The sequence below is a fragment of the Maribacter aestuarii genome (genome assembly GCF_027474845.2).
Taxonomy (GTDB): domain Bacteria; phylum Bacteroidota; class Bacteroidia; order Flavobacteriales; family Flavobacteriaceae; genus Maribacter; species Maribacter aestuarii.
Map to the genome: position 1 here is coordinate 3,719,122 of NZ_CP107031.2, position 25,937 is coordinate 3,745,058.

Here is a 25,937-nt window from a genome sequence, read left to right on the forward strand (position 1 = left end):
AATTATGGAAGTTATTTTTAACACACAAACCTGTTAAAATAACACTTAGGAAAACCTTGTTTTAAGAGCGTTTTAGTACATTGGCAGAAAATCTGAAATTTGCTAGCGAAAAGACGACAAGTACCCCAAGAATACCCTGTAGATGCAGAGAAATTCATTTATTGCTTAGAAGCAGTGGATGATATAGAAACGGAGATAGTTTCCGAAGTACAGGAAAATCTGAAACAATTGGCCATGCAATATGGAGTAGCCAGTATTTATAAAACATGCGACACCATTGAAGGCCTAGAAGCTAGTTTAAATGCATTGGTCATGGATGACCATCATTTTAAAGACTATGAAATCATCTACTTGGTTATTACAGGTGAAGCAAATAGTATTTGTCTAAATGACTACTACTATAGTCTACAGGAAATTGCAGAACTTTTTGAGGGAAAGTTAAAAGGAAAGATTGTGCATTTTTCAAATGCAAAGGTGCTAGATCTGGACGAAGAAGAAGCACAATATTTTTTGGATATCACCAACGCAAAAGCGGTTTCTGGCTATGGCACTAGCTTTAATGGAATAAGCAGCTCAATTCTTGATAAGGCATTCTTTAACTTGTTCAAAGAAGATGATGATATGTTCGAGGTTGTGGAGGAGTTGCATCGTAGGCATTATAATGCCTGCACAGTGCTGGATTTTAGATTGTATTATTAAAACCAGAAAACGCTATTTGGGTTAAACTTCTGTGGATTTTTGCCAGCAAATTTCTTTCTTGATATTAGCTTCAACGACTTGTTCAACTACTCATACAAAATGTACTAAAGGTCTTGTGTTATCACACTTTGCTTTGACGGCATAATAATAGAAGGTCTAGTAGACCTTTTATTTTTTGAGCTGCGAAGGCTAGGAGGGAAGCAGAATGAGTGCGGAATGATTGAAATTACTTTTGCATTTCGTTTATAAGATATTCAAAATCAAGGACTATTTTTCCTTTTCTTACCCAATGAAACTTTGTAGTCATCAATGGTTCCTTGTATCTTTAGATTGAGGAACTTGGTCTTTCCGTTGGGGTCGACCTCTACGATTTCATCTACTTTATCTTCGTCAGGAACGCTGTCCTTCTTACTTCCAAACAATTTTTGCATGGTCGCCTTTCTTACGGTTTTCCAAGGTATACGTAAGAAATAATCAATATTTTGATCGCTGTCGTGTGTTCCTGACAGTTCCATATGACCAATGGTCGATTCAATGGCCATAACTGGAATATGGATTTTCCCTTTGTCAATGGCCAAACTGTTTTGTAGGGTATCAAACCGAATGTTCCGTAGGTTTTTATCTCCCATATAATCCGATAGTGCCAACATGGGGTCATAATTCTTTAGGTTTCCATTTAACACCTTTACTTCCATTTCAATAGAAGATTGGTCCAAATCTGGTACCATATCAGGGTATACTCTTATTTTACCGCTAATCCTAGCCGTAAGTTTTCCCTGTAAGTTTTCTGAAACGAGGTGGTCTTGCCCAAAATTTTCAAATTTGAAAAGTAATTTTTCCAAATCAACATCGGTCAGTACCAAATCCGGCTGCATATAAATGTGTTTTGGGTCACTACCGTTAAAATATCCTTTTAAACGAATGTTTCCTCCAGCAGCATCCATGGTAAGCGTATCTACATACATATAATGATCAGGTGTCGTTCTTAAATTTGCCTTGATATTTTTAAGGTCTATCCTATGGTAAATGAAGTGGGCTATGTCCGCTTTAAAACGCATGTTTGTAAATGGCAATTCATATATATTGAAGGCATCCGCGTGTTCCGAAACGTCTTCGGCAATCGGCCTAACCGCTTCACCTGACTGTGGGGGACTTAGGTCAAAATCAAAAAGGGCATCGTAATCAATATAGTTAGCACGTACTTCAAGGTAATTATCACGCTTCTTAATGGTCTGGTCTTCCCCCAAATAATAATTTAAATCAAAATTAAAATTGGTCGACCCAATTTCACCGTGAAAGTCATTTATTACAATATGCTCGTCCTCGTAATGGATGTTGCCTTTAAAGTCGTGAAAACGTTGTGGATGTAGTTCCATCTTTGTGTTCAGCTTGTCTAGGGCAATATCAATGGAATTCAGCGAAGAATCGGTATAATGCATCCTTGAGGTGAAATGAAGGGCCAGATCGTCAAAAATTTCATGTCGGTACTCTTCCGGGACGTAATTTTCTCCCTTATAAGAGAAAACATCTTCCAGTCGTAACTTTTTTGAGTTAAGATTAAAATCTAGCGCTACATCTCCATTACGTTCGGGCTGCATCCAAAAAGCATAATCATGTACCAGTCCGTCTAAATGAAAATCACTATCGTCAATATAGCCCTCGAAGTCTACTATTTTCAAATCCTTATCATCAATCAAAACATCGGCATGAAAATCATGTAAATTATGAGGATAATGCTTTAATTCCGCATAGAGACTATCGATAAAAAATTCCCCTTTAGGTAAATATTCAGATTCGGTAAAGTCTTTGGCAGAGCCAACAAAAGAAAGTCCAAGACTAAGATTTTTAACCTGTTCGTCATATCCGGTTTGGGTAGTGTCCTGCGCTGAAAATCCTGTCAATGCTGCAATATCTAGGTAATTGGACGTGATATCCAAATGTGCTTCAACGGGAGTCTTTGTATGATGTACAATAGACGGTAGGTCGGACAGAAATCCACTTATAGATACATCTGAATTACCCGTTAACAGCTCAAATTGTTTGAGGGTAGCCTCCTTGCCGTTCATCAGCAGGTTTACATTAAGGGTGTCCAGTGGAATAGGAAGATTCTTTGCCTCCAAGTGAAGCTTCTCTACTTTTAACTCCGCATAGTAGGCCTGGTTTAGTTGCTGCAATGCCATTTCTGGCTGGTCGATATTAACGATATCGTGAAAATTCATCTTTAGTTTAATAGTCCCCGAGGCGTTCTGTACCTGCTCCAGTTCAAAGAAGTCTGCGATAAATTCTAGATTGAAGTTGGCGTCCATTTGCATTTCAACATCAGGAGCTTCAAAATTCTTTACGAAGAGCGCGCCCTTAAACTCGCCTTTTTCCAAGGAGGCGGTCATATCGGTCAACGAAAATTCCATGGTGCTGGCATCCCTGTTTTCCCCGTTGCTAAAATGGCCCCTAAAGCCCATATTGTCTATTTTTTTGGCACTGGCCGTATTCTCCAAAAAGGCCTTTCCGGCACCAAATTCGGCATTGATGGCAGGCCTGTTACCTTTATTTGCCGGACCTTTGATGGTGGCATTGAAATAAATCTCCCCGGCATTTTTATATTTCTCCAAATAGGGAATCACATCTGTTGGCGCAAATGCAAAAAGCATATCAAAATTGGGCTTGGTACCCTTTATGGCAAGGTCAAGGCCCATATCGTTCTTGGTATCTATAGATCCCTCAAGCTCAAAATCACCGTTCTCCATAACAATCCCGGAAGGTGCTATGTCCAGTAGCCCTGTGGATGTATGGAATGCCACGTCTGTATGTATTTCAAAATGTTTGTTGCGGATAAAGGTAGTGTCACCATCTTTGATGACATTCAGTTCCAATTCGGTATCGATGTGGCCGGTAATGATACTGTCGCTGATACTAAAGCCCCCTTTGCCTTCATAAATGAACTTTTCAACATCGGTGTTGGTGGCTTCATCAAGCGTATGGATATCCAGGTTTTTTAATCGGATCTTATTCAAGTGAATATTGGTGGTTGGCGTATCCTCCTCAGAAATAGGGGCTAGGGAATTTTGGATATTGGATGTATTATCCTCGTGAATAACAATATTAAACACGCCCTCTTCTATCACTAGGGAGTGGATGTCGTAGTTTCCACTAACCATATCCCAAAGATTGAAGCCCACATAAATGTCCTTCACATCCATTATTGGGAGGGCATTGACCGCTTTGGTCTCAAAGACTTGAACATCATAAATTTTTATGGAGAGGTCCGGTAAATTGCCAAATAGAGACAAGTTGCTATTGCCTACGGTAATAAGGCCTTTGTGCTCTTGGTTTAGGAGGGCAACCCCTTCTTTAATAATTTCAGATTGGTGGCTTTGTACGTACAGCAAAACGATTCCTATGCATAGCGTAGGTACCATGATGGTTACCAATACTGTCCGTTTCCAATGTTTTTTGAGCCTCAAAGTAGATTTATTTGATTTAGAGGAGCTATTGTCCTTTGAGAATAACGAATTCGCATGGCATAGTATTGTTTGGCCCAACATTTAGATGTAGCTACTTTGCGAAGTTGCAGAAGACCGGACAAAAATAGTTAGTCGATTTCGTGTGATTTTTCCGTTGTTTGGATACTTCAGCCACGGACTAAACTAATACTGCGAAATTTATTATAATATTCAGGGATAGATGACTTTCCTTCAAGGGTATAAAATTAAAAGGTCTAGTAGACCTTAAATTTTTTGAGCTGGTCGAAGCGCTGGCCTATTTGGCACTTTACTTTCTTTGCCGGTTGTCCCTTAGCTTTTCGAAGGGTAGGAGGTGAGTGACAATGAGTTTACGAGTTTCATGAATTCATTGTTATAAACTAACCAGTCGTGAATAAGTGTGTGAAATGGAATTTTAAAGATTATTTTCAAGTGTGATACTTCGTATATGGGTTTTACGTTATAAACCTATAAATCATCGAAAGTCAAAATATCTTATGAAGAAAGTAATCTTTTTCCTTTTTGCGAGTCTATTAGCTATTTCTTGTTCTTCTGACATTGAGGACCCCATAACACCAATTGATGATGAAATAGAGGTAGGTGAAGGAAAACAAGTTTTCCGGGTTGATTTAAAGGAACTATCCGCAAAAAAGGCTTTAAGTAATGAAAAAAACCTTGAACCAGCTTTTGCCCTAGTTAGTATAAACGATAGTAATGGTGCTGCCATACTTACCAGGGAAAAGATAGCTTTAACAAAAAAATCAGATTCATATATCACTAATGAAATTTCTTTAGAAGTCGGTAACTATTCCCTAGTAGAATTCATCGTGACCGATGCAAACGATGTTGTAATTTCGGTGGCACCAAAAGAAAATTCAGTATTGGCACAATTTTCAAACAGTCCGTTACCCTTTAATTTTCAAGTTTCTGAAAATGAAACAAAAGAAACGGCTGCTGAGAATATCAATGCGGCAGGTTATACTTCCATTGATTTCGGGTATACAGGATTAACCTTGACATTTCCAGAAAGTACAGATTCATTTAGTCTTACTGTCGATGAAACAGACTCGATTACCCTTAAAAACTTAAATTTAAAATCTATAACGGGGTCTACCTATTTGGTAGATTGGGGTGATGAAGTCATTGAAGAATACGTGACGACCATACCTAACTCGGGTATCGATAACGAAATTTCACATACCTATTCAGAAAATGGAACCTATACTATTACCATTACTGGTGCTATAGAAGCCATTGAAGTTTTTGAATTCAATAGTAACCAAGAAAACAATTGGGAAAGCCATATCACCTCTGTCAATATCGAAAAGTTGACCTTGCTTAAATCGATGGGGCTATTTACAGGATTACTTTCTTCTTTAGACATATCAAAAAATGCGGAACTGGAAATTCTAAATATTGGTAATCATCGGCTAACTAGTATCGATTTGTCGAATAACCCCAATTTACGGATAATTACCCTAAGCGATAATGAATTAACTGAAGTAAACGTATCTCAAAATCCAGCTATAGAAAATCTCTTCTTAGTCAGAAACCAAATCTCTTTTCTTGACCTTTCACAAAATGGGAGCTTATCGGTTATATCCGCTAGGGAAAACAATCTAAGCGATATAGATTTTTCAAATAACCTAAATTTAACTCAGTTCGATTTAAGTAATAATGCTATTTCCAGCATTGATATTTCCGCAAATTTAGCGTTAACGAATATTAATTTGGGAGCCAACCAACTTAGCGCTATTGACGTTTCCCAAAACACCAATCTTGTACGTCTTGATTTGTATACGAATCAAATTAATGCTATCGATTTATCCACCAATTTGAAGTTGAGAGACTTGTACATTGATGGTAATCTTTTGACAGAAATTGACCTGTCTTCAAATCCTGAGTTGGAGCGATTGATTATTGAAAATAACAATTTCACGACCCTGAACATTACATCGAACCCAAAGATTTTTAATTTGGAGATTGGTGGAAATCAATTTAGTGCTATGGAATTAGATCAAATACTTTCGCAAATCTATGACCATGCGATTTTAAATTCTACCATGAACGGCTATGTAGATTATCAAAATACTCCGGGGTTTGGAGATATTGATCCGACAACGATAGTAAAACTTAATGAATTGGTAACAAGCTTTAATTGGACTCTAAACAACAATTAGTTGCTTCATTTAGCACGCTTTTTTCATTCATATCTGTAATAACTTATCGCTATTTTATATAACGGCATATTATGTTTCATTTTTGAATCATAATTTATATTATGTCAAATAGGATTTTAGAATAGGTATATGATTGCCTGCCCCCCATCTTGTCCATTCAATAAATTATTTGACCAGCTTAAAGCACCCAACAATAATCTCCACTATAAAAGTCCACAAATAATTAATTTTTGTAACTTAATATCATTAAACGCATCGGCCCCCAGTTCCGCGTACCGCATGAATTTTGTTTTTAAAAAAGCAAATTATGTACAGTATCATTTACAGATCGATAGCCGAACCTTCCTTCGACGAAAATAGTATTGAAAAAATGCTGTTAAAAGCGCAGAAGAAAAATCTGAAAGCCAACATTACAGGGTGCCTACTGTATCACAATAGAAAATTTGTACAACTTATAGAGGGTAAAGAAATTTCAGTACTGATGTTATACGCAAACATCCTGGAAGACAAGCGCCATAAGGACATCGTCATGTTAAATAGTTCGATAAGCAAACACCGGTTATTCAATAACTGGAGCATGATTTTTAACAACCTCAATTTGAAATCAAATCAAGCGGAACACAAGCGCATGCTCTTTGACGCTATTTTTCACAAATCGTCATCCGTAGACACCCCTACGGAATCAAAGATTACGTTATGGACCAATGTCTATGAAGTTCTCTACGCAGAAGGTGCCCTAACCAATTAAAAAAACACCCATCTTTACTGAAGTATAAAATTCGATAATATTATTTATGTAACTATTTATCAGTTAATTATAATAATTTTTTTATTGTTCGCTTGGCTCCAGCTTTTCTACTTTTCCCTCAAAGGGGTTTCAAACAGCTTCTGAACTTAATGTGATTTTCTTTCGCATATGGTTTTGGAACTCGGCTTCTTTTTCTGATTTCAGGCCATTTACAAAATACATCTTCATTAAGCCTTTATTTTTTACATGTATTTCTCCACGGTACGTGCAATTAAAATCAGATTTCACAAGATGAAACGTGTCTTCGGATATATTGATTTTATCGACCTCTGATGCCGTTTCCATTCTAGCCGCTATATTAACGGTATCTCCCCAGATGTCATACGCAAACTTCTTTTTACCCACCACTCCGGCAACAACAGTTCCCGAGCTGATACCAACCCTCAACTCAAAACGTGTGGTATTATCCGGATTATTTTTTTTTGCGGACGCTACAAAGTCTAAAAAGTCTTTAGCGGCAAGTATCAATTTTTGGGCGTGCTTTTCCGCGGGAAAGGGAAGTCCACAAGCACACATATAGCAATCCCCCAGGGTCTTTATTTTTTCGATGCCATACTTTTCTATGATATCATCGAATTCTGAAAAATAGAAATCGATACTTTTAACCAATTCTTCTGGGGATAAGTGTTCAGCATGCATCGTAAACCCTTTAAAATCAGCAAAAAGAACACTAACAGCATTAAATTTCTTGGCTTTGACCTTACCATAATCCTTTAACTCCTTAGCGGTTTCTACCGGTAAAATATTTTTTAGGAGATGATCGGACCTGTTTTTTTCCCTCTCAATAATTAGATTTGTTTTTCGAATAAATCTGTTCCTTCTATAAAGAACAAAGGTCAACATACCTATCAGAAGTATCATCGCCACCGAAGCCAAAACCACTATTTTTTGATTTTTTTGTTTTTCGTTCAAGATATCTATCTCACCCTGTTTTTGGGAAACCTCGTAAGCTGTGCTAAGATTTGCCAATTGCTCAACTGTTTCAAGATTCTTGATACTATCCCTATAAATGATGGATGTCTTATAAAAGTCAAATGCCTCAGCACGCTTACCTTGCGCATCATAAAGTTCTGATATTTTTAGATTAGCATCGGCCAATTGCTCTTTAAGGCCATATGCTGACGCCAACTGCAAACTTCGCTGAGCGTATTTTAGAGCTTCTGTAAAATTTTGTTTTTTAGCATAAATATCCGCCATTGTTTTCAGATATATTGCAATGGCATAATAGTCCTTATTATCTTCCAGAATACCAATGGCTTCGTTTATATTCGATAGCGCTGCTTCATCATCACCTTGGGCCGCATATACCATTCCTTCATTTCCTAATTTATAGGCCATACCGATAGGAAAATCAATTCTCGCAAAAATGTCCCCAGCTTCCTGATAATTCTGTAGGGCTTTTTTATAATTATCCGATTCGAATAGCACTTCTCCCCTATTAATTAAAACTCGACCCAAAGCCATAGAATCGTTGCTCTGACGCAGCGATTCAATACCTTCATTATAATATTTTTCAGCATATTCGGTATTCCCAATTTCAGCGTAGGTGTCAGCAATAGAAATTAAAATTGAAGTTGAACTCTTTTGATCATCTATAGCCTTTGCAACTTCCATAGCCTTAAAAAAAGCGTCCAAAGATTCGATGTAATCTCCTTTTCTTTGGTACGCATTTCCACGCTGTATATAGGCGGTAAGTTGGTACTTCTTATCCGAATCGGTATTGGCTTTGCTCAACAATAGGTCGGCATAGTAAAGTATGGTATCAGGCCTTGCTTCATATTTTAAGATATTTTTTACCATCTCAAAATCATCCGACGGTTTTCCAGAGGAATGATATAAACGTAAAAGACTATCCGCCTTAGCTTGATTTTGGGCTAAAGTTGTTGCTATCCAACTAAATTGAAATGCTACAATTAGGATAATAATTTTATACTTCAACATTTTTGTATATTAAAATACCTTTACCTCATACGGTATTGAAGTTTTGGGTCTAAAGAATAGGATTTTGAGTTTTCAGTTTCATCTTGGGTAATCGTAAAATTGATATTGTAGGTGTATTCATCACCGTCTTCAAGACCTTTGTTTTTTACCCTTCCGCTCACTTCTCCATATCGACCGCCATTACCCAATAGGGTTGACCTTTTAAAAAAATTAATATTTGCTGGCCTATTTACCATTACAATACTGTCAATAGAAATATCATAGCCTGTATCATTACTTTCCCCTGATCCAGGTAACCCTTTGATTTTTTTTACTTTTGTTTTAAAGTCTGTAATTGGTTTGCCACCTTCAGAAACCGAACCTCCAAAGTCATCTTCAATCTCACAAAATTTCTTTATTTCTGCTTCGGTTGGGTAACTTATTGCGAAAAGATCTGCCGCATTAACTTGGAGGATAATTTGAACTCTTGCTCTAGTGTTTTCCATGATATTAATTTTTTGAGTGGTTATTAATAATATAACCCTAATAAACTAGGACGTCTATTGTAGTAGAAAAGGGTTATAAACAGTGGGAAAACTAACCTAATTTAATCAATTAATTTTTAATATGCTAATAATTAGATTGTTAAGGTACAAACAAGCTCCTGCTCTAAGTGCGTAGTTGTTCACGATAAATAAGATTCTATCCATAAGTTGCTTAAAACCCGATGCACGAAAGGATACTACTACCCTACTAGAATTAAATATAAATTGACATCTGTATATGACTTCCGGCGTTGACATCAGTGGCAGCCCAAATAGCATGATCCATTCCGCCGCTGGACATTAATGCGATTAAAATGGCCAGATCATCAGGTGTGGTTATGATTTTCAATGCAATTTCGTTCAACACCCGTTCCTCGCCATGTTTTTCAATAATTTGTTCCGGCTTTTTAAATCATACATGGTTAGCGATCTGGCATATTAATTTCGACCTTTGCCCTTGTCGCGTCATCGATGATATCTATAGCACTCATTTTCTCAACTCGATTGCTGTGTCCGCCTTATTTGAAATTCCCTATACTATCGGAGCTATTACAATTTGGAGTTATAGTATAGAACTAATGTATTACTTTACGTATTAAAACATATATCCCTTATAATCAAATATATAAAATACGTTTTTATTGCTTATTTGATAAGGCTGCGGCTTTGGCAAATGCCGTTTCGGCCTCCTTATCCTGCCCCAAAGCCTTATAGGCTTTTCCCAAACCTTCCCACATTTCGGGATCCTCGGGATAATACTCCGTGAACATGCTATACAGAAATAAGGCTCCTTCGTTTGCACCTTGTGCCAACATGTTCTGCCCCGTTTGTTTAAATTCTTGCTTAAAAGGGATGTGTGCATATAGCGAATCGTTAAGAATGCGAGCGGCATCAGTTTTTAATTGTTCCATCTCCCCTGCCATAAATAGTTGTCTAAAATGATCCATCGGGTTAACGAGGTAGTCCTCAAAATCGTTCTCCAAGGCAAAATCCATTACGGGGTCTTGGTTGGTACGGTATTCATCAAAAGTCAATTCTTTTGGAAAATGAGGTACCGTTGCGTCCGCGTTTTCCCACTGGGGTTTGTCCTGCCACCAAGCGAAAGACAAATACGCATTGATCTTTGAATTGGGCAAGGTTACTTTCTTGGCATCACCGTAAAAATTTTTATTCTCCGCAGTGGGCTCTCCCAACATAATGGCATTTGTGTAATTTTCTATTTCATTGGTCAAATTCTGACAGGCCGAAAACGTCCTGCGACCAATGATAAAAAAGAACTTACCTTGGGTATTGATTTCTGGACGGGCCATTATGCCCTGTATAAATTGCTTGTTGTTGTAATTGTTACCGCCTCCGTTTAGCCGCACGTCATAGATCAACTTGTTAATTTCGTTGTTATCGATAAACTCAAAGAGCCGCTTGTAAAAATCCTTTATGGTTTCTTTTTCATGGTCAAAAACAGAGCTTTGCCTGGCATACAATGTTTTGGATTCGGGTAAATATTCAAAATGAAAATATGACTCATTCAATTGTTTTAAATACAAGGGGGTACTCACCTCTTCCCTAGCACTTACCCAATCCGCATTCGGAATTGTCAATCCGTAGCCCACGGATAGGTCCTCTCTGGGTATCGTAGACAGGGTATATTCCATCGGTTTGCCTTCTTTTTCGAACGTTAAGGTTATCTGTTCAGAATACTCCGGAATCACCCCTTGCGCGTGCAATACGGTGGGCACGGTCAGGAATCGCAATCCATAGGCCTTAAAATAAGACTCGTTTTCCACTGGAACGACCGGTCGGACCATTTCTAAAGCTTGGTCTACGGCAAACTCCCCTACTTTGAGCAGTTTTGCGCCTAAAATTCCGCTATTTTCCTTTGTGGTACCCTCTACGTAGATACCATCCTTAAAATGATAAAGATTTATGGGTAGTACACCCTTGTCGGAGACCGTGCTGAAAGGAATCTGCGTATGACCATATTCAAAAAACGAAACCATACGGGTCAGGCCTACCTTGATTTCGTGTTCTTCCAAATACGGAATTTGCGTGTAAAGTTTTTCGACCGTTGCATCCCAGGCCTCTTTTTCGACCTTTTTAAATAGGAAGGGAAAATCTGAATGTACCGTTTTCTGTAAAAAACGGAGATCTTCTTGCCATTGAACCGGAGATAAGAATTCTTGACCATTTGCAATACTTGAAAAGAACTGTAGTGTAATGATTAAAATGATGGATTTAAGCGTAAGAGTCTTCATAATTTTTGATTGATTGGTTAAACTTGATTACAAAGAAGCAAAACAATTCCACATCAACCCCTACAAATTAGCCCGAACTGTAACTAATGAAGACCGGACTGTTCATTTTGTAGGTTCTACGGTATTCTCAGGTTACGCTGCGGTCCCCAGCGCTACGCATTATGGCGCGTAAACGGCACAAAACGTACACCCAGTGCGCTATTCCACTGGTTTGAGTTTGAAGTTACGGATTTTAACGATTTCCGATTCATGAGATTTCCTGTCCATGGCAGAAGCATCATGCTAAAAATCATTACAATCTATTACCCGGGAAAGTTCAAGCGTATCTTGAATTCCCACAGTGAACGACTCATGGGTAAAATGAAAGTTAGCGTTGGGGTCTTCGAGTTGGTATTGAGCAGTTAAACTGGTCAGCGTGTTTGGTTTTGTATAAAGGTAAACGGTGGTATCTGTTTCTTTTTTTAATATTTCAACGTCGGGAAAATAAAATGTTTCAGGATCTTCTGGGTATGCATAAACCAATAAGGGTGGGTTTTCATTGTTTTTGATTTGCAACTCCAACTTTAGTACCAAGGGGCACCACACATTAAAATTTCTGGTAATCGTTCGGCCTTGATCTCGAAGCTCTTGTTCGATCAATTCACTATTAAACAAATCCTCGCAACTTGATATAGGATCATGTACGATACTATATCCAGACCCTTCGATTCTCTCTTGATAGGTAATTGAATACTTCCCTTGGCTATCCGTAAGCGTAGAATCAATGACTTCACTACACGTGCCACCAGTGAACCAAGTTCCACAACCATAGGTTCTTACCACATATACCTTGAGGTTTGCAATTGCCCTATCACGTTCCATGTCCTTAATTGTACCTGTGACCGTCTTGCTTGTTGTTGCATCAAATGGTGATTCATATTTTGAACAAGAAATCAAGCAAAGTCCTATAACTACTCCAATATACCATGTGATCTTCATAATTTCAAGTTTTTGTTGTCCATGAAATTTAGAATATCACTACAAATTATTGTCCGAAATCATCTGATTTGCATCAATCCGGACAACTTCCATGTGCAAAGCCCTACCCTCGAACCTAGTGCACACTAAATGGAATACTTCTGGTATCGCTCATTTCTTCCGGTTTTACCTCCTTATTCAGGTCTGTATCGAAGAGGCGGTTCAAATTGTTGCCCGCTAAGTCCTCAAGTCTAGATTGAATGACTAATTCATAAGTACCTGATAACCATTTTTCTATAGGAGTAAAAACTAGATTTGAACCATTCTTTTCCAAGTTGAATTCCCCTTTGATTACAGTGCCTGTCGGGTCATATATACCTATCGTTTCTTTCGCCAAAAACGCATCTAAAGGTTCTCCAAAATCGACGGACAGCTTTTGTATGGAATCGGTATCGTCAATGTGTAGCTGCCATTCTTTAATCTTAGGTTGCTTATCATCTCTTGGGCCGACATAGAATGTTTTGGTGTACTTCTTATCTAAAGATGCTCCATCTCTTGATTTCCAGACGCTGTCGATGGTTATGACGTAGCTATGGCCTGCTATTAAGGGCAATCCTCTTTCTCTATTCGGTATTAAATCGGTCTTAATGCGTCCCGGGTCCAACCAGAGGGTCAGCACCGTGCGTTCTTTGTTCCACAGTTCGGACTCCAGTCGCAAAAAGGGCTTTATTTCCGTACCATCGGTTTCATTGGTCACCGAAATAAAATCCAACGCATTGCCGATTTCCTGCATGGGTTGGGCAAACTCAAAATACATTTTTAGGAGATTCTCCGGTACGGTATCCCCTTTCGGATAGATGGCCAATAGTTCTGCCACTTTCCGATTCGTCCGCGCCGGTATCTTGAATGAGGCCAACACTTGCGTATCTTTTTTACGAATGGTATAGGTCTGTCCCGGTGTAAAGGCAATGGCAGGTGTAAACGTATACTTGTCTTCCGATCCAACAATCACTCCTATTACTGAAGTCTGTGATTCCTCTCCCACGAAAAACCGTATTTTTTCGACATCTATTTTCGTGGTAAATGTTACGCCAATGGCCCTTTCATTTTCATAATCCACCTGTTCTATAGTTACTTTATCCGCTTGCCCACAAGATGCTGCCACTATTGAACAAAAAAAGACCAAGTAAACCTTGATCTCTTTACGAATACTATAGTTGTGTTTTACATCCATTCCGTTGAGCGCACCTGTAATCTCAAATCTCCATCAGACTGCCGTTGCAGATATATCACATGGGTGGCATCAAGATTATCCATTTGGAGTACATATGGAAATGGTAGATTGTCATAGGCAACGCCTTCGGTCTCTGCAAATACCGTTACGGGTTCCGTCATTGAGTCCTTAAAATTCGCGATATCGTTGTATTTGATTCGCATGACCGGTCTGTTGCTGTTGGACATTAAAAAATAGGTGTTTCCTTCCTTTTCGTAAGAAATCATATCCAATGGAGAATTCCCAGCACCTAGCTCAGCTACGGTACGGCCTTTTTTGTGCGTGCCGTCTTTGAGCTCATTTAGGGGAAACAGTACCAATGGCGTACATGTGTAACTGGCCATTAGATAATCTTCTTCCTCTAGTTGTATGACATCGAAGGTCTTGATGGGCGCATGGGTTTCATACTTGCCATGTGCAGCATGCCAAATTTCCAGGGACGCGTAATCTTGGGTGTCCTTAAAAGGAAAAGGAATACTTCTAAACGTAGATCCAAATTCTTTGTTCGACAAGCCGGAGACCAAGACTTTTCCCTTATGGAATTTCAAATCGGATATGGCCCAGTGACGTAATGATCTGTCCCGCCTATCTTTAGCGTCCGCTGGCACTGGATCGGTCAATGCGATTTTGGAATAGCTGACGTCCTTCAAAGATATATTTTCAAAACCGTCCCCTTTCAATTTCAGCAGAACCGGTGTCCCATCGGCTACCTGCACAGCAAAATAGACGTTTTTTGAAACAGGGTTTACCGCCATGTCATTTATCTCAATATTTTCAATTGTAGTGCCAAGTGCCGAGGCAATTTTCTTATCAAATTCACTAATATTTATTTCGGTTACTTCTTGAGTTGATTGTACATCTTCAGTATTCAGCGCATAAATAGCGGCGTTTTTGGAGTCGCCCAAGAATAAAATCCCTTCCGGACCAAAACTCATTTGATTAATCGAGGCTATTTCAGGGTTTCCCGTTATGAAACCCTCTGTTAAATTTGATTTGATTCCAGATTTTAAGGTAGCCGATAATGTCAGCAAGAACAAGGCAAACAAGGCTAAAGCGGGTAAAATTCTTTTCATTTCTTAAACATATTGATTTCCTTTAAATTATCAAATTCTAAGGCTCTCTGATAGTAATTAACTCAAATTTAACGTGTTAGGTCTTCGAAAAATCAAACAACGGATTCTCGGAGAAATCATTAATGATGAATATTTTAGTTGGTTTTAATACTATACAAGAGTACTTTAATTAGTGAAAAGTTGTTACAAGGCTACCATATCCGAACAGATTTTTCGGATAATGTACCGCTTTATCTAATTTGCCAAATAGTATATTTGGAAGAACTTCACTGATAATTTATCACATTTACGTAACGCATTAGCATACAGTTTGTTGGGGCGCGCAAGTCTATATTTGAAGAAGAAAAGATTTTTAAATTTACTTTTTGTAAGAATTTAATCACCACACCTGACAGCCTATTATTGGTATTTCATCGAAAAAATCTAAATAACTTCATGCTTCGATGTAGCTTTGATTCATAATCAAAAAATTATGATAATGAAGAAAAGTTCCTCACTTCTCCTAGTTCTTGCCTTTGCATTAATTCTTGGGAGCTGCAAAAAAGATAGCGTAGACACGGTTATCTTACAGAGTAAAGTTTATCAATTAAATGCCATGGCTGGTTCAAACATCACCGGTACCGCTACCTTTACAGAGGATAGTGAAGGCAAAACCACAGTTTTAATCGAGCTTGAAGGTACAAATACTACCGAGCATCCTGCTTTCATTCGTTACAATGATGCCAGTGAAGGTGGTCCCGTAGCAATTACATTGAATGAATGTACCTGTTCTGTGAGCGAAACAGTTGTTTCTAAATTAGATGGAGGTGCTAGTATCAATTACGACGGATTACTCAAACTTGATGGCCATATTACAATACATGAGAGTCCAGAAGATCTAGAAACAATAGTTTCGGTTGCGAATATCGGTTCCAACGAATAAGACTAATTTAGTTTTTAAAATATTCGGAAAAGGTCTAATGAATTAGACCTTTTTTTTGTTTGGAATTTTACGAATTTTCAAGTTTGCGCTGCAAAATGGCCATGTAATTCATTATTCCCTCCTCAAGCCGTTTTGCCTCTTTTAGCTGTTCATTTATATTGGATAAGTGTTGATTCAAGCTGTTTTTGTTGTTCCTATATATTTCCAACAACGCCAAATGACCTTTGGACAACTTGGCTATTTTTTTCTTTAGTTCTTCCCGCTCTTTGTATTGGTCAACAGTACACGGTTCAAATAGATAAGAACTTAACTGTTCCTTAAACTGAAGAAGATTTCTGTAACTACGCTCAATACGCACCAAATAAGCATTAACCTCTTTGAGTCCATCGCTTTTGTTTGAAGTTTCCATAGCTAAGCATTTTAATTTTTGGGGCTTAAATCAATTAACTACTATTCTGTTCCTTAAGTTACTTAATTATTCGATTCGATTCTACCTATAATTATCAGATTTTCAATCTTTAACATAATTAGAATAATTTGCTTCCATCAATTCATATGAATTTATCCTGTGAATCATTCTAGAAATCCCTATCTTCTACTAAACTTTCAAAGAATGAACATAAATTTTGAATACGATGACGTAAAAGCCAGTAATCGTTTGGAAATTATGGCTGCCAAAAAGCTCGAAAAGCTTTTGGATAAATTTGATTTTATCGTGAGAGCGGACGTTTTTTTTAAAAAGGAAAACACTTCATCGCCAGATACGGGAATGGTTTGCAATATTCGTTTAAGTATGCCTGGACCAAGAATGTTTGCGGAGTCAAGCTTGGATAGTTTTGAAGCGTCTATTGCAAATTCTGTGGATGAGCTACACCGACAGTTACAGAAAAGAAAGGCTAAGATGAAATCCCGGTAACACTATTTGAAGTCTAATCTTTTACATCGTCCTCAAAGTCGGTCTCTGCCAAAATTGTTCTGGTTATCCGATCAGAAAAGGGGCTTTTTCGAAGTTCGCGCGTTAATTTTCTTCTTTTTCTATCTGAAATATCCAAAGTGTCCAGCATACGCTTGGTAGTACGTTGGTGCGCGATTCGCTTCTTTTTTAAGAGCAACACGCTCCTCCACCGGTTTGACTAAAGAAGGCTCAAATTGTGCCATAAGCGTCCGTTTTTGGACCTTATGTTCTTTGTTATCTGTTGTTTGAGCTAGTATGAAGAAAGTACCGCTAAAAAAAGAAATAAACAGGATTTAAATCTCCTTCTCATTTTTATAATCGTAAAGTGTCCCTTTTAAATGTAGTATATTTTAATCATACCTTCTATATTTAGGGGTTCTAAAAGTGCTGCATCGATTTTTAAATGCAGTTCATCGATTTTGAATTTTGTATAAACCTTTCTTTGAATTAAAATGAGAGTAATAATTGCTTTAATCTTGATATTAAGCCTTAAAACGGCCATTAGGGCTCAAACCCCAAGTGAAATTTCTTCCGCAGAAATTACGTTCAACTTTCTTGAAAAAGATGTGGATGGAAGTATTGGAGGGTTCACCTCAAAATCTAGTATCGACTGGAACGCCATAGAAAACTCTACTATTTCGGGTTCAGTAGAAACCGAAACCATTAAAACGGGAAACTTTATAAGGGATTGGTCCCTGAGAGGAAGCAAATATTTTGATGCGGACCAATATCCAAAAATTACCTTCACAAGCAATAAGATAGCCAATGAAGGTGCTGATGTTTTGGTCGATGGCTTACTTACTATAAAAGGAATTTCCAAACCGGTGCAAATCCAGTTTAAACGGGAGGGTAAGCAATTACTTGGAACCACTACCCTATTCTGTTCTGATTTTGATATTACGATACTGAAGAAAGGGCGAGAGGCTAATAAAGTTTTAGTACAATTTAATCTTCAATGGAAATAGTGTTAGTGGTTCACCTTTCCCACTTCTACCACAACAGGCTGGTATCTTTTCTTTAGCTTTTTATAGTATCTCCACTGTGGCCTGGTAAGAATATTCCGCATCTCGGCGGTTTCCTGTGTTAATAATCTCGTCAAGGTTTTCAGTTTATCCCTAACGGACATATCCAGGTTTTTAATCTTATCCTCTCGTATAAGAAATTCAATCAATTTATTTTCAAACAAGATGCGCTGTTCCGCACCCATACTCAATTCTTTATCATACTTCTCTAAAATCATTTGTGCCAATGCTTCAGCCCTTTCATCACCTTTTTGAAGGTAGGGGTCTTGCGCCGTCATTATAAAATTGAAACCCAGAAACAGTGCAATTGCTATTGTCTTCATCTTTTTTACTTACAAGCTACAGAACTTCAGTAAAATTAATAACCCAATAATTATAAAGATTGATTCAATTCATATTCTGTTGTCAAGAATTATATAAGAACAAAAAGGATGATTAAATTTGCAACTTCAATTATTCTATATGTTGGTCTGGATTGTTTTTATAGCGTGTGTTTTAATCTTCTTAGCTTTGGATTTAGGGGTTTTTAACAAGGAAGACCATGTTATAAAATCCAAGGAGGCCGGAATGTGGACTGCTATTTGGGTGACCATAGCCTTATCCTTTAGTGGAGTCATTTACTGGCTATTTTCTTCCGGTCTAACGGAAAACCCTACCAATCTAACGCCTAACGACGCCGTGTTAAAATACATCACCGGCTATTTAATAGAACTCTCCCTGAGCGTTGACAATGTGTTTGTTATCGCGGTCATATTTACAGCATTTAAGATTCCACCCATATTCCAACATCGGGTACTTTTTTGGGGAATTCTGGGTGCCATTATTTTTAGGGCATTGATGATTTTATTCGGGGTCGCCCTAATTACCCAGTTTGAATGGATTATTTATGTGTTCGGTGTTTTTCTGCTCTATACAGCCTACAAGATGCTGAAAAGTGGTGATACCGATTTTGATCCAAAAGAATCCGTCGTCTTCAAGCAATTAAAAAAGATATATCCCATTACCACAACCATTGATGGACATAATTTTTTCGTCCGTAAAATGGGGGTAAAAGCCGCTACACCACTCTTTGTTGCGTTGATTGTAATAGAACTGACCGATATTCTTTTTGCCTTGGACAGTATTCCGGCTATTTTGGCGATTACCGCTGATCCGTTCATTGTTTTTAGCTCAAACATATTGGCAATACTCGGATTGCGATCCATGTATTTCCTTATTTCAAGGATGCTTGCCAAATTCCGTTATATCAATTACAGTCTGGTGGTCATTTTAGCCTTTGTGGGCTCAAAAATGCTGGTTTCCCATTATATTGAATTTCCGGAGTGGGTGTCCCTTACGGTTATTTCAGTGTCCCTTATTTCAGGTATATTGGCATCCCTCTATATTCCTGAGAAAGGAAAGGTTTTAGATAGTTAATTCGTTAAACTTTGATTTACTTATCTATTATTTTTTTTCTGAAAACGGTATGATAGATTTTTTCGACTAGCCAATTTCCCAAAGGGAAATACAACGCAAAAAATAAGGCCATTCCCAGCGCGAACGTACGTAACCCAAAAAATTGATCTAATAGATTGTTGGGATACGCGTACGACGTTTCTAAAGCGTATCCTCCAAATTCCAATAGGCCCATAGCTATTAGGCCATAAGCATATTGCGTATGAAAAGGAAGTTTTCTAAGTAATAGGGAAATAGGTACCATATACAGCAGGTAACAGGTTACCACCTGCCACCAATAAGTGAACTTTGCAATTTCCATTTGGGTGCCGAACCAGTTCATAATCATGCCCCATAAAAAATAGACAACACAATAGATTAAAATCAACTTGCTATCAACGTTGAATTTTACTCTGGCCCATTTCAGAAATTCAATCATTTTTCTTGAGTTGGTTTTCTAAACTACTTGCTTTTAGTAGTAGTATAAGACCAAACATTACTATGCAAAGGGAAACTGTTCCGGCAAGCACCCATTGATACCAAGGGGCGTCTCCATATTTTAGAAAACCGCTTTCGACAAGACAGCACAGACCAAAACCGAAGAGGGAGGCCCCTATTCCACCCATAAACAACCATTTCTTTCGAAGTTTTTTCCGCTCCATGGCAGTACTAGATTTATAACTTACCGGTAAGTTTTGTGTCAATAATTTTTAAGGCATCCTTAACCGTAACCATTTGGTCCATGTCCTCGTTTTCCAAACGAATGTCAAAGGCATCCTCCACGTCCAGGACAATATCCACTAGGTTAGCCGAATTGATATTCAGCTCATTAAGGAAATCGCTCTCAGGTGAAACCTCATCTACGGAAACATCCTCCGGAAGGTATATTTTAATAATTCCCTTAAGCTTATTGTAGTGTTCTTCGTTCATTATTAATTGTGGATTATGCTAGGATTTACTGATGAAGAATCAGTCGTTAAAAGCAGCAAAAATAACACATGCGTTTACATCTCCAAAACCAAAACTGGCCTTAGCAATGACTTTGGGTCTATAAGGAATCGTTTTCTGCGGAATCTTATGGTTAGCAACCATGGCGCTTATTTCCGGATGCACATCGTCACAGTTAACATTACCGAAAACCATTCCCTCCTCAAACTGCAAAACAGCGGCAACACATTCGATACTTCCGGCTGCAGCTAAACAATGCCCGATCATTCCCTTAAAAGAATTAATATAGGGAAAATCTGTACCACTACGACCCAAAGCAACGCTCCAATTCTTAATTTCTAGGGAATCTTTTACCGTAGCGGTTAAATGACCATTGATAACATCAATATCCTCGGCCGCTATTCCGGAATTTATCACCGCATTGCGGATACAACGTTGCACTGCAATGCTGTTGGGTGCCGTCATGGAACCTTCGCCCATTTGTCCACCACTATTTATCTCGCCCCCCAATACCTCTCCGTAAATTTTAGCTCCCCTTTTTTTTGCACTTTCCAAGGATTCAAGCACCAATGCCCCTGCTCCACTCCCAGGTACAAAACCGCTAGCAGTTGCACTCATAGGTCGGCTTGCCTTAGTAGGTTGGTCGTTGAAATTTCTAGGAAGTATCCGCATAGCATCAAATCCGCCCCATACATAAGGCCCACTATCGCTACAACTCCCCGTAAGCACAATTTCTGCCTTTCCGTTGGAAATGCGCTCAAAAGCCATCAAAATACCTTCTGTGCCGGTCGTACATGCAGATGAATTGGTTGTAACCTGATTACCGCAGCCCAGAATACCACCTAAATAAGCGCTAATACCACTAGCCATCGTCTGTATTACCGTGGTACTTCCCAAACGCCTGACATTTTTTTCATCCACCAGATAGATGGATTCCCTAAACTTGTCCACACCAAGAATACCTGTACCGAAGATTACACCGTAGTCCCAAAAAGGCTCGGATGAAGTATTAGCTGAAAGACCTGCATCTTTCCATGCGTCGACTCCTGCTATAACGCCGTAAACCAGTCCCGAAGCATTCAATCCACGCTGTTGTAGTGGAGTGAAGTAATTGTTTAATACATTATCCCTAATCAATGGCTCTGCAGCGACTTGACAGCCAAAATTTAATTGTTCCAGTTGTGAGTGATGCCGTATCCCGGATTTACCGTCGGTCAAAGCTTGGGTAAAGTCTTTTATGCCTACGCCGTTCGGTGCACAGACTCCTAATCCTGTAATAACTACACGTTTTCCCATCTTATTTAATTCCTACCATTCCGGCAATTATGCCCTTGCACAGCAGATCGCCTGAAGCATTGTGCATTTTAACCTCACATTTAAGCTTATTAAACCTGTAATATAATTTTGTGGAGGTAACCGTCACTTTTTCTCTCGGAAAGACTGGTTTTAGAAATTCCATTTGAGAACTGCTTAGGCCTATTTTCACTTTTTCCAGGTTTATTTTTTCCTCTTTTAAAATAAACAGTCCCAAACAGACCAGACCAATTTGAGCACAACACTCGGTTAAAATAACCCCTGGCGTAACCGGATTTCCTTTAAAATGTCCCTTGTAAAAGTCTAAATCCTCACGAAAGGTAAAATTGCCCTTTGCCCCCGATTCATCCACATGTACTAGCTCATCTACAAAAAGAAAAGGATTTTGATAGGGTAAATATGTCAAAAGAGACTTCGAATCCATACGCATTTCGCTAACCTATCTTAAACTTTCGCCCCCGTCTACTTTGATAACGGTCCCTGTAATCCATTTGGCCTCTTCCCTTGTTAGTAAATAGACTGCATTTGCCACATCTTCTGGTGTAGTGAGGCGTCCGCTTGGATTACGTTTTAAGGCGTGTTCCTTAATTTTCTCTTGTCCGGGAATCATTTGAAAAGATTTGGTCAAGGTGATACCGGCTTGGATACAATTGGCCTTAATTCCCATCGGGGCAAATTCAAGCGCTATATTCCGGGTTAGTGCTTCCAAAGCTACTTTTGCAACGGAAACGGCTCCATAATTGGGCATGGCCTTGGTATTCCCTTCACTGGTAAAAGATATAATTCGTGAATCTTTTGAAAATAATCCTGCTTGTACCAATGCTTTTGTCCAATCATATAGGCTTAAAGCCATCGCCTCAAAAGTAATCTTGAAATCTTGATCGGATAAAGTGCTATTGGTTTCACTGTACATAGGCTTTAGACTCCCTTTGGCAATACTATGTACAAGCACCGATATTTTGTGGTCTTTTGGGAGTACTTCGCTCATTTCTTGAATCAACTCACTCCTTTTATCGGAATTGAGCGCATCCGCATTGAACGTTTTAACCTGAACACCAAAGTTTCTAATTTCTTCAAAGGCAGATTCAATCGCCTCCGCATCAGAACGCCTATCCCTGTGTACGATGAAGATATGATAACCATGCCGCCCCAGCTTTTTGGCAGTCGCTAAGCCCAGCCCGTTGCTTCCTCCTAAAATCAAGGCCCAATTTTTGCTCATTTTAATTTTACTGGTTTAAGAATTCAACTACCATTCCAATAATACGCGTTGTGCCGAAAAGCCAGGTCCAAAGCTTAAAACAAGCCCCTGTTCTCCCTGCGGTATATCTTTTTCCAAAAAGCGTTCCAACACATATAAAACTGTAGCGCTACTCATATTTCCATATAACTGTAACACAGCTCTTGTGTCGTCTATATTCTTCCCCAGCTTACCAAAGAGCTCTTCTACGGTTTGCACGATTTTTTTACCGCCGGGATGAAATATTAAATGGTCTACTTGGGAAATATCACTTTCAAATTTTTCTAAAAAAGGATGTACGATCTCCGGAAAGTGTTCCGCAATGGTCTCAGGCACCACGGGATCTAATATCATTTTCAAGCCATGGTTGGTCAAATCAAAACCCATTAAGTGGGTAGCATCCTTAAAATGGTACATCTCCTCTCCAATAATGTGGGGGCCAGTGGCCTCCTCCTCTGACGACAACAGTACACAGGCCGCCCCATCCCCAAATATCGCGGCACTGACCATATTCGCCATGGAATAATCGTTCTGTTGAAAAGTAGCCGTAGGACTCTCTACGGCGACGAGCGCAATTCTTTTATTGGGATTTGACTTTAAAAAGTTATGGGCGTAAATAAGTCCCGAGACTCCCGCAGCACAGCCCATTTCAGTTACCGGCAGCCTTACAATATCCTTTCGTAAATCCAATCCATTAATAAGATAAGCGTCTAAGGACGGAATCATGATACCCGTACAACTAACTGTTATTATATAATCCAAGGATTCCGGTGCCCACTTCGCCTTTTTTAGTGCACGCTGCAAAACAGCAGTACCTAATTTTTTAGACTCCCTAACGTAAATAGCATTCTTATCCTCAAAAGAGGTAGACAGAAACACTTCCTCAATGGGCATTATGCCGTAACGCTTGTCAACCGCAGCACCTTCGAAGATTTTTACCACCTTTCTTTTAAACCGTTCTTCTTGTCCTTGAAGCCAAACGTCCACAAAAGGTATGATGTCCTTGGTATATCTACAATGCTCCGGCAGCTCTTTCGTTACCGCTACAATTTTCGTTTTGCTCATATATTCGTAAGTCGCCTTTTTCTCATGATCCATACATATCTAAAGGCCCATTTCCATTTGATTTCATGTGACACATCGGGAATTTTCTTTGCCAACAGTTCCAACTCTTCCCTTTTAAAGCCTTTTCTTATGGATATAGACCCGTCTATCTTAGCTACTTTTGTTTTGATAAAAATAAGCCCAAAAACCTGAAACAAATAATAAGCCAAGACACTTCGTTCAAGGTCGTTTATGACCACTCCAATAGTCGCCAGTTGTATAAAGCGCTTTAAGAATGATAAAATTTCCTCATTTTCAAAGTGATGCATGGTTAAAGTTGTAATTACGATATCGCAATTGAAATCGGAAAAATCAGCTCCCAAAATATCCTTTTTTGTATAGCTAATCTCAGGAAAATCCGCTGTTTCTTGGCGTGCCAGTGTCAATGCATCGCCATTTAAATCTACACCGATGAACGATATTGGAATATTACGTTTCCGTGCCTCTACCGCAAGTGTTTTAAGCATATATCCGTCACCACACCCCATGTCCAAAATCGTATACGATTCTCTGGAAACCTCTCCAATCAGCTTGAATACAGCGTTCACCGTGATATCATTCCCGCCAAGTATATGATTTACTCGATTTATGTCCTTAAAAATATATGGAAGGTCAGCACGGCTATCTTGAAAGTTATCCATGATTTCCAGACCATCATGACGCTTTGTAAAATCAATCATAGTGTATGGGTTTTCCGTGCGTTCTGGCGATAACCGATTTTAACAGTCGCTCCGAAAATAATGAAGTCCTCAAGGCAGCATTCATCCAATTTCGATTCAGCAAAACATGTTGTAATTTGCGTCCAATCCATAGTCTATTCCTAAAAGTCCTATTCCAAGCAGCAGTGTATTCCTTTTCCATGGTCAACCGATCAAAATCGGTATTATCCAAATACTTTCGAATACTGAAAGCAGCAAGTTTTGCGCTATGAATGGCCATTGCCATACCGTTTCCGCATAAGGGATGTATTAACCCAGCCGTATCCCCACACATGAGAATATGATTGACGATAGGCTGCTTTTTCTCAAAAGAGATTTGAGCTATAGATAGTGGCTTTTCGAAAATAGGCTCCGATTCGCCTAAAAATTCTTTCAGATATCTGTTTTTTGATACTACTTTCAAGTTGAAGTCCTGAATATCCGTATATTTTTTAAAACTATTATAATGGACCAAATAACAAAAATTTACATCGCCTGTCTCTGTTTTTGATAATCCACCATAACCACCTTCAAAATTATGCAAGGCAACTAAATTTTCTGGGAACTTATCATTCCTATAATGCTCCTTCACGGCAAGCCAAGAGTGTTTCCTTGTCATAAAATCCCTTTGTAGGCTTTTATCCAGGCCCGAACGCTTTCCGTAGGCTCCTATTACTATTTTGGCTTTATAGGATATCCTTTCCTGACAATTAACCTGAAAATCGTCATTTTGAAATTTGATGTCTTGGACCTTTGTAAAATTAAAGGTCACGCCTTGCTCTTTTGCTCTTTCGTACAGTAAATAATCAAAGGCGTACCTGCTTATCCCCAACCCCCCCATAGAAAGCCTGGTAGTTACTTTTTTACCGTCGACCGTGCTCATTTCAAAATTAGAGATTTTTACTGCCCCTTCGGCTTCGAGGTCTATACCAAGACCTTTTAAATAGGGTGTTACTTCCTGAGAGACGTATTCGCCGCATACTTTGTGATGAGGATAAGGATTAGTTTCAAAGACCAGGATTTCGTATCCATAACGCGATAAATCTATGGCTGCCGTTAGCCCTGCCAAACCTCCTCCCACTATGATTACATCATACATTTTCACTTACGGGAAGTT

Annotated in this window: 26 protein-coding genes; 7 read left to right on the forward strand and 19 right to left on the reverse strand. The window is 38.7% G+C overall.

What is annotated here, in order from left to right:
• Positions 1–99: 99 nt before the first annotated feature.
• Positions 100–699, forward strand: a complete 600-nt coding sequence (locus N8A89_RS16965; protein ID WP_281540265.1) for a DUF6642 family protein — start codon at positions 100–102, stop codon at positions 697–699.
• A gap of 260 nt (positions 700–959) precedes the next feature.
• Here N8A89_RS16965 and N8A89_RS16970 read toward each other — a convergent pair whose 3' ends face one another.
• Positions 960–4,160 carry an AsmA family protein gene (locus tag N8A89_RS16970; RefSeq protein WP_281540266.1) on the reverse strand — a complete coding sequence of 1,067 codons (3,201 nt, stop codon included), beginning with the start codon at positions 4,158–4,160 and terminating at the stop codon, positions 960–962.
• A 515-nt stretch (positions 4,161–4,675) separates the two neighbouring features.
• On the opposite strand from N8A89_RS16970, the gene N8A89_RS16975 reads away from it, so the two are divergent.
• Positions 4,676–6,358, forward strand: a complete 1,683-nt coding sequence (locus tag N8A89_RS16975) for a leucine-rich repeat domain-containing protein (protein ID WP_281540267.1) — start codon at positions 4,676–4,678, stop codon at positions 6,356–6,358.
• Between the two features lie 307 nt (positions 6,359–6,665).
• Complete coding sequence (locus tag N8A89_RS16980; RefSeq protein WP_281540268.1) at positions 6,666–7,106, forward strand: BLUF domain-containing protein; 441 nt, start codon at positions 6,666–6,668, stop codon at positions 7,104–7,106.
• A gap of 129 nt (positions 7,107–7,235) precedes the next feature.
• Here the strand turns inward: N8A89_RS16980 and N8A89_RS16985 are convergent, their stop codons facing one another.
• From N8A89_RS16985 to N8A89_RS17010, 6 genes are all read right to left on the reverse strand, one after another.
• Positions 7,236–9,107, reverse strand: coding sequence for an adenylate/guanylate cyclase domain-containing protein (locus N8A89_RS16985; RefSeq protein ID WP_289644639.1), 1,872 nt, complete (start codon positions 9,105–9,107; stop codon positions 7,236–7,238).
• A 20-nt stretch (positions 9,108–9,127) separates the two neighbouring features.
• Positions 9,128–9,592 (reverse strand): hypothetical protein, encoded by a 465-nt coding sequence (locus N8A89_RS16990; RefSeq protein WP_289644640.1) that lies wholly within the window; start codon positions 9,590–9,592, stop codon positions 9,128–9,130.
• Between the two features lie 677 nt (positions 9,593–10,269).
• Positions 10,270–11,883 (reverse strand): tetratricopeptide repeat protein, encoded by a 1,614-nt coding sequence (locus N8A89_RS16995; RefSeq protein WP_281540274.1) that lies wholly within the window; start codon positions 11,881–11,883, stop codon positions 10,270–10,272.
• Between the two features lie 282 nt (positions 11,884–12,165).
• A complete protein-coding gene (locus N8A89_RS17000) occupies positions 12,166–12,861 on the reverse strand; it encodes a peptidase associated/transthyretin-like domain-containing protein (RefSeq protein ID WP_281540275.1) in 696 nt (231 codons plus the stop codon).
• A 115-nt stretch (positions 12,862–12,976) separates the two neighbouring features.
• Positions 12,977–14,074, reverse strand: a complete 1,098-nt coding sequence (locus tag N8A89_RS17005) for a hypothetical protein (RefSeq protein ID WP_281540276.1) — start codon at positions 14,072–14,074, stop codon at positions 12,977–12,979.
• The gene (locus tag N8A89_RS17010; protein ID WP_289644642.1) at positions 14,065–15,186 is read right to left on the reverse strand and encodes a hypothetical protein; all 1,122 of its coding nucleotides are present in this window, start codon (positions 15,184–15,186) and stop codon (positions 14,065–14,067) included. Before N8A89_RS17010 ends, N8A89_RS17005 begins: the two co-directional genes overlap by 10 nt.
• Positions 15,187–15,664: 478 nt before the next feature.
• Here N8A89_RS17010 and N8A89_RS17015 point away from each other — a divergent pair, with 478 nt between their 5' ends.
• The gene (locus N8A89_RS17015) at positions 15,665–16,108 is read left to right on the forward strand and encodes a hypothetical protein (RefSeq protein ID WP_289644643.1); all 444 of its coding nucleotides are present in this window, start codon (positions 15,665–15,667) and stop codon (positions 16,106–16,108) included.
• A 67-nt stretch (positions 16,109–16,175) separates the two neighbouring features.
• On the opposite strand, the gene N8A89_RS17020 is transcribed toward N8A89_RS17015, so the two are convergent.
• The gene (locus tag N8A89_RS17020; protein WP_281540280.1) at positions 16,176–16,517 is read right to left on the reverse strand and encodes a hypothetical protein; all 342 of its coding nucleotides are present in this window, start codon (positions 16,515–16,517) and stop codon (positions 16,176–16,178) included.
• Between the two features lie 204 nt (positions 16,518–16,721).
• Between N8A89_RS17020 and hpf the strand changes: the two genes are divergently transcribed.
• The gene (gene hpf / locus N8A89_RS17025) at positions 16,722–17,024 is read left to right on the forward strand and encodes a ribosome hibernation-promoting factor, HPF/YfiA family (RefSeq protein ID WP_281540281.1); all 303 of its coding nucleotides are present in this window, start codon (positions 16,722–16,724) and stop codon (positions 17,022–17,024) included.
• Between the two features lie 13 nt (positions 17,025–17,037).
• On the opposite strand, the gene N8A89_RS17030 is transcribed toward hpf, so the two are convergent.
• A complete protein-coding gene (locus tag N8A89_RS17030; protein ID WP_289644644.1) occupies positions 17,038–17,223 on the reverse strand; it encodes a hypothetical protein in 186 nt (61 codons plus the stop codon).
• Between the two features lie 292 nt (positions 17,224–17,515).
• Between N8A89_RS17030 and N8A89_RS17035 the strand changes: the two genes are divergently transcribed.
• A complete protein-coding gene (locus N8A89_RS17035; RefSeq protein WP_281540283.1) occupies positions 17,516–18,028 on the forward strand; it encodes a YceI family protein in 513 nt (170 codons plus the stop codon).
• 2 nt (positions 18,029–18,030) lie between these two features.
• On the opposite strand, the gene N8A89_RS17040 is transcribed toward N8A89_RS17035, so the two are convergent.
• Entirely contained in the window at positions 18,031–18,408 is a 378-nt protein-coding gene (locus N8A89_RS17040; RefSeq protein ID WP_281540284.1) for a hypothetical protein, read from the reverse strand.
• 139 nt (positions 18,409–18,547) lie between these two features.
• Between N8A89_RS17040 and N8A89_RS17045 the strand changes: the two genes are divergently transcribed.
• The gene (locus tag N8A89_RS17045) at positions 18,548–19,501 is read left to right on the forward strand and encodes a TerC family protein (RefSeq protein WP_281543309.1); all 954 of its coding nucleotides are present in this window, start codon (positions 18,548–18,550) and stop codon (positions 19,499–19,501) included.
• 16 nt (positions 19,502–19,517) lie between these two features.
• On the opposite strand, the gene N8A89_RS17050 is transcribed toward N8A89_RS17045, so the two are convergent.
• From N8A89_RS17050 to N8A89_RS17090, 9 genes are read right to left on the reverse strand one after another with little or no spacing between them, the layout of a single operon-like run.
• Entirely contained in the window at positions 19,518–19,958 is a 441-nt protein-coding gene (locus N8A89_RS17050; protein WP_289644645.1) for a hypothetical protein, read from the reverse strand.
• Positions 19,951–20,181: a hypothetical protein gene (locus N8A89_RS17055; protein ID WP_281540286.1), complete on the reverse strand. Its 231-nt coding sequence runs from the start codon at positions 20,179–20,181 to the stop codon at positions 19,951–19,953. The genes N8A89_RS17050 and N8A89_RS17055 overlap by 8 nt, the downstream gene beginning before the upstream one ends.
• A 13-nt stretch (positions 20,182–20,194) precedes the next feature.
• A complete protein-coding gene (locus tag N8A89_RS17060; protein WP_281540287.1) occupies positions 20,195–20,449 on the reverse strand; it encodes an acyl carrier protein in 255 nt (84 codons plus the stop codon).
• Between the two features lie 39 nt (positions 20,450–20,488).
• The gene (locus N8A89_RS17065) at positions 20,489–21,763 is read right to left on the reverse strand and encodes a beta-ketoacyl-[acyl-carrier-protein] synthase family protein (protein WP_289644646.1); all 1,275 of its coding nucleotides are present in this window, start codon (positions 21,761–21,763) and stop codon (positions 20,489–20,491) included.
• 1 nt (position 21,764) lies between these two features.
• On the reverse strand, positions 21,765–22,205 hold the full coding sequence (locus N8A89_RS17070; protein ID WP_281540288.1) for a 3-hydroxyacyl-ACP dehydratase FabZ family protein: 441 nt from the start codon (positions 22,203–22,205) through the stop codon (positions 21,765–21,767).
• A gap of 15 nt (positions 22,206–22,220) precedes the next feature.
• Positions 22,221–23,000: an SDR family oxidoreductase gene (locus N8A89_RS17075; protein ID WP_281540289.1), complete on the reverse strand. Its 780-nt coding sequence runs from the start codon at positions 22,998–23,000 to the stop codon at positions 22,221–22,223.
• Between the two features lie 27 nt (positions 23,001–23,027).
• The gene (locus N8A89_RS17080; protein ID WP_281540290.1) at positions 23,028–24,083 is read right to left on the reverse strand and encodes a type III polyketide synthase; all 1,056 of its coding nucleotides are present in this window, start codon (positions 24,081–24,083) and stop codon (positions 23,028–23,030) included.
• A complete protein-coding gene (locus tag N8A89_RS17085) occupies positions 24,080–24,802 on the reverse strand; it encodes a methyltransferase domain-containing protein (protein ID WP_281540291.1) in 723 nt (240 codons plus the stop codon). The genes N8A89_RS17080 and N8A89_RS17085 overlap by 4 nt, the downstream gene beginning before the upstream one ends.
• Positions 24,795–25,919: an NAD(P)/FAD-dependent oxidoreductase gene (locus N8A89_RS17090; protein WP_347343970.1), complete on the reverse strand. Its 1,125-nt coding sequence runs from the start codon at positions 25,917–25,919 to the stop codon at positions 24,795–24,797. Before N8A89_RS17090 ends, N8A89_RS17085 begins: the two co-directional genes overlap by 8 nt.
• Positions 25,920–25,937: the final 18 nt, after the last annotated feature.

What these genes read in the sequence shown, in the direction of transcription:
- N8A89_RS17055 (WP_281540286.1), bottom strand. Translation starts at nt 20,181, where the DNA reads ATGGAGCGGAAAAAACTTCGAAAGAAATGGTTGTTTATGGGTGGAATA.
- N8A89_RS17085 (WP_281540291.1), bottom strand. Translation starts at nt 24,802, where the DNA reads ATGATTGATTTTACAAAGCGTCATGATGGTCTGGAAATCATGGATAAC.
- N8A89_RS17050 (WP_289644645.1), bottom strand. Translation starts at nt 19,958, where the DNA reads ATGATTGAATTTCTGAAATGGGCCAGAGTAAAATTCAACGTTGATAGC.
- N8A89_RS17060 (WP_281540287.1), bottom strand. Translation starts at nt 20,449, where the DNA reads ATGAACGAAGAACACTACAATAAGCTTAAGGGAATTATTAAAATATAC.
- N8A89_RS17015 (WP_289644643.1), top strand. Translation starts at nt 15,665, where the DNA reads ATGAAGAAAAGTTCCTCACTTCTCCTAGTTCTTGCCTTTGCATTAATT.
- N8A89_RS17075 (WP_281540289.1), bottom strand. Translation starts at nt 23,000, where the DNA reads ATGAGCAAAAATTGGGCCTTGATTTTAGGAGGAAGCAACGGGCTGGGC.
- N8A89_RS17045 (WP_281543309.1), top strand. Translation starts at nt 18,548, where the DNA reads ATGTTGGTCTGGATTGTTTTTATAGCGTGTGTTTTAATCTTCTTAGCT.
- N8A89_RS17040 (WP_281540284.1), bottom strand. Translation starts at nt 18,408, where the DNA reads ATGAAGACAATAGCAATTGCACTGTTTCTGGGTTTCAATTTTATAATG.
- N8A89_RS16980 (WP_281540268.1), top strand. Translation starts at nt 6,666, where the DNA reads ATGTACAGTATCATTTACAGATCGATAGCCGAACCTTCCTTCGACGAA.
- N8A89_RS17005 (WP_281540276.1), bottom strand. Translation starts at nt 14,074, where the DNA reads ATGGATGTAAAACACAACTATAGTATTCGTAAAGAGATCAAGGTTTAC.
- N8A89_RS16985 (WP_289644639.1), bottom strand. Translation starts at nt 9,107, where the DNA reads ATGTTGAAGTATAAAATTATTATCCTAATTGTAGCATTTCAATTTAGT.
- N8A89_RS17090 (WP_347343970.1), bottom strand. Translation starts at nt 25,919, where the DNA reads ATGTATGATGTAATCATAGTGGGAGGAGGTTTGGCAGGGCTAACGGCA.
- N8A89_RS16990 (WP_289644640.1), bottom strand. Translation starts at nt 9,592, where the DNA reads ATGGAAAACACTAGAGCAAGAGTTCAAATTATCCTCCAAGTTAATGCG.
- N8A89_RS17000 (WP_281540275.1), bottom strand. Translation starts at nt 12,861, where the DNA reads ATGAAGATCACATGGTATATTGGAGTAGTTATAGGACTTTGCTTGATT.
- hpf (WP_281540281.1), top strand. Translation starts at nt 16,722, where the DNA reads ATGAACATAAATTTTGAATACGATGACGTAAAAGCCAGTAATCGTTTG.
- N8A89_RS17080 (WP_281540290.1), bottom strand. Translation starts at nt 24,083, where the DNA reads ATGAGCAAAACGAAAATTGTAGCGGTAACGAAAGAGCTGCCGGAGCAT.
- N8A89_RS16995 (WP_281540274.1), bottom strand. Translation starts at nt 11,883, where the DNA reads ATGAAGACTCTTACGCTTAAATCCATCATTTTAATCATTACACTACAG.
- N8A89_RS17065 (WP_289644646.1), bottom strand. Translation starts at nt 21,763, where the DNA reads ATGGGAAAACGTGTAGTTATTACAGGATTAGGAGTCTGTGCACCGAAC.
- N8A89_RS17035 (WP_281540283.1), top strand. Translation starts at nt 17,516, where the DNA reads ATGAGAGTAATAATTGCTTTAATCTTGATATTAAGCCTTAAAACGGCC.
- N8A89_RS16975 (WP_281540267.1), top strand. Translation starts at nt 4,676, where the DNA reads ATGAAGAAAGTAATCTTTTTCCTTTTTGCGAGTCTATTAGCTATTTCT.
- N8A89_RS17010 (WP_289644642.1), bottom strand. Translation starts at nt 15,186, where the DNA reads ATGAAAAGAATTTTACCCGCTTTAGCCTTGTTTGCCTTGTTCTTGCTG.
- N8A89_RS17020 (WP_281540280.1), bottom strand. Translation starts at nt 16,517, where the DNA reads ATGGAAACTTCAAACAAAAGCGATGGACTCAAAGAGGTTAATGCTTAT.
- N8A89_RS17070 (WP_281540288.1), bottom strand. Translation starts at nt 22,205, where the DNA reads ATGGATTCGAAGTCTCTTTTGACATATTTACCCTATCAAAATCCTTTT.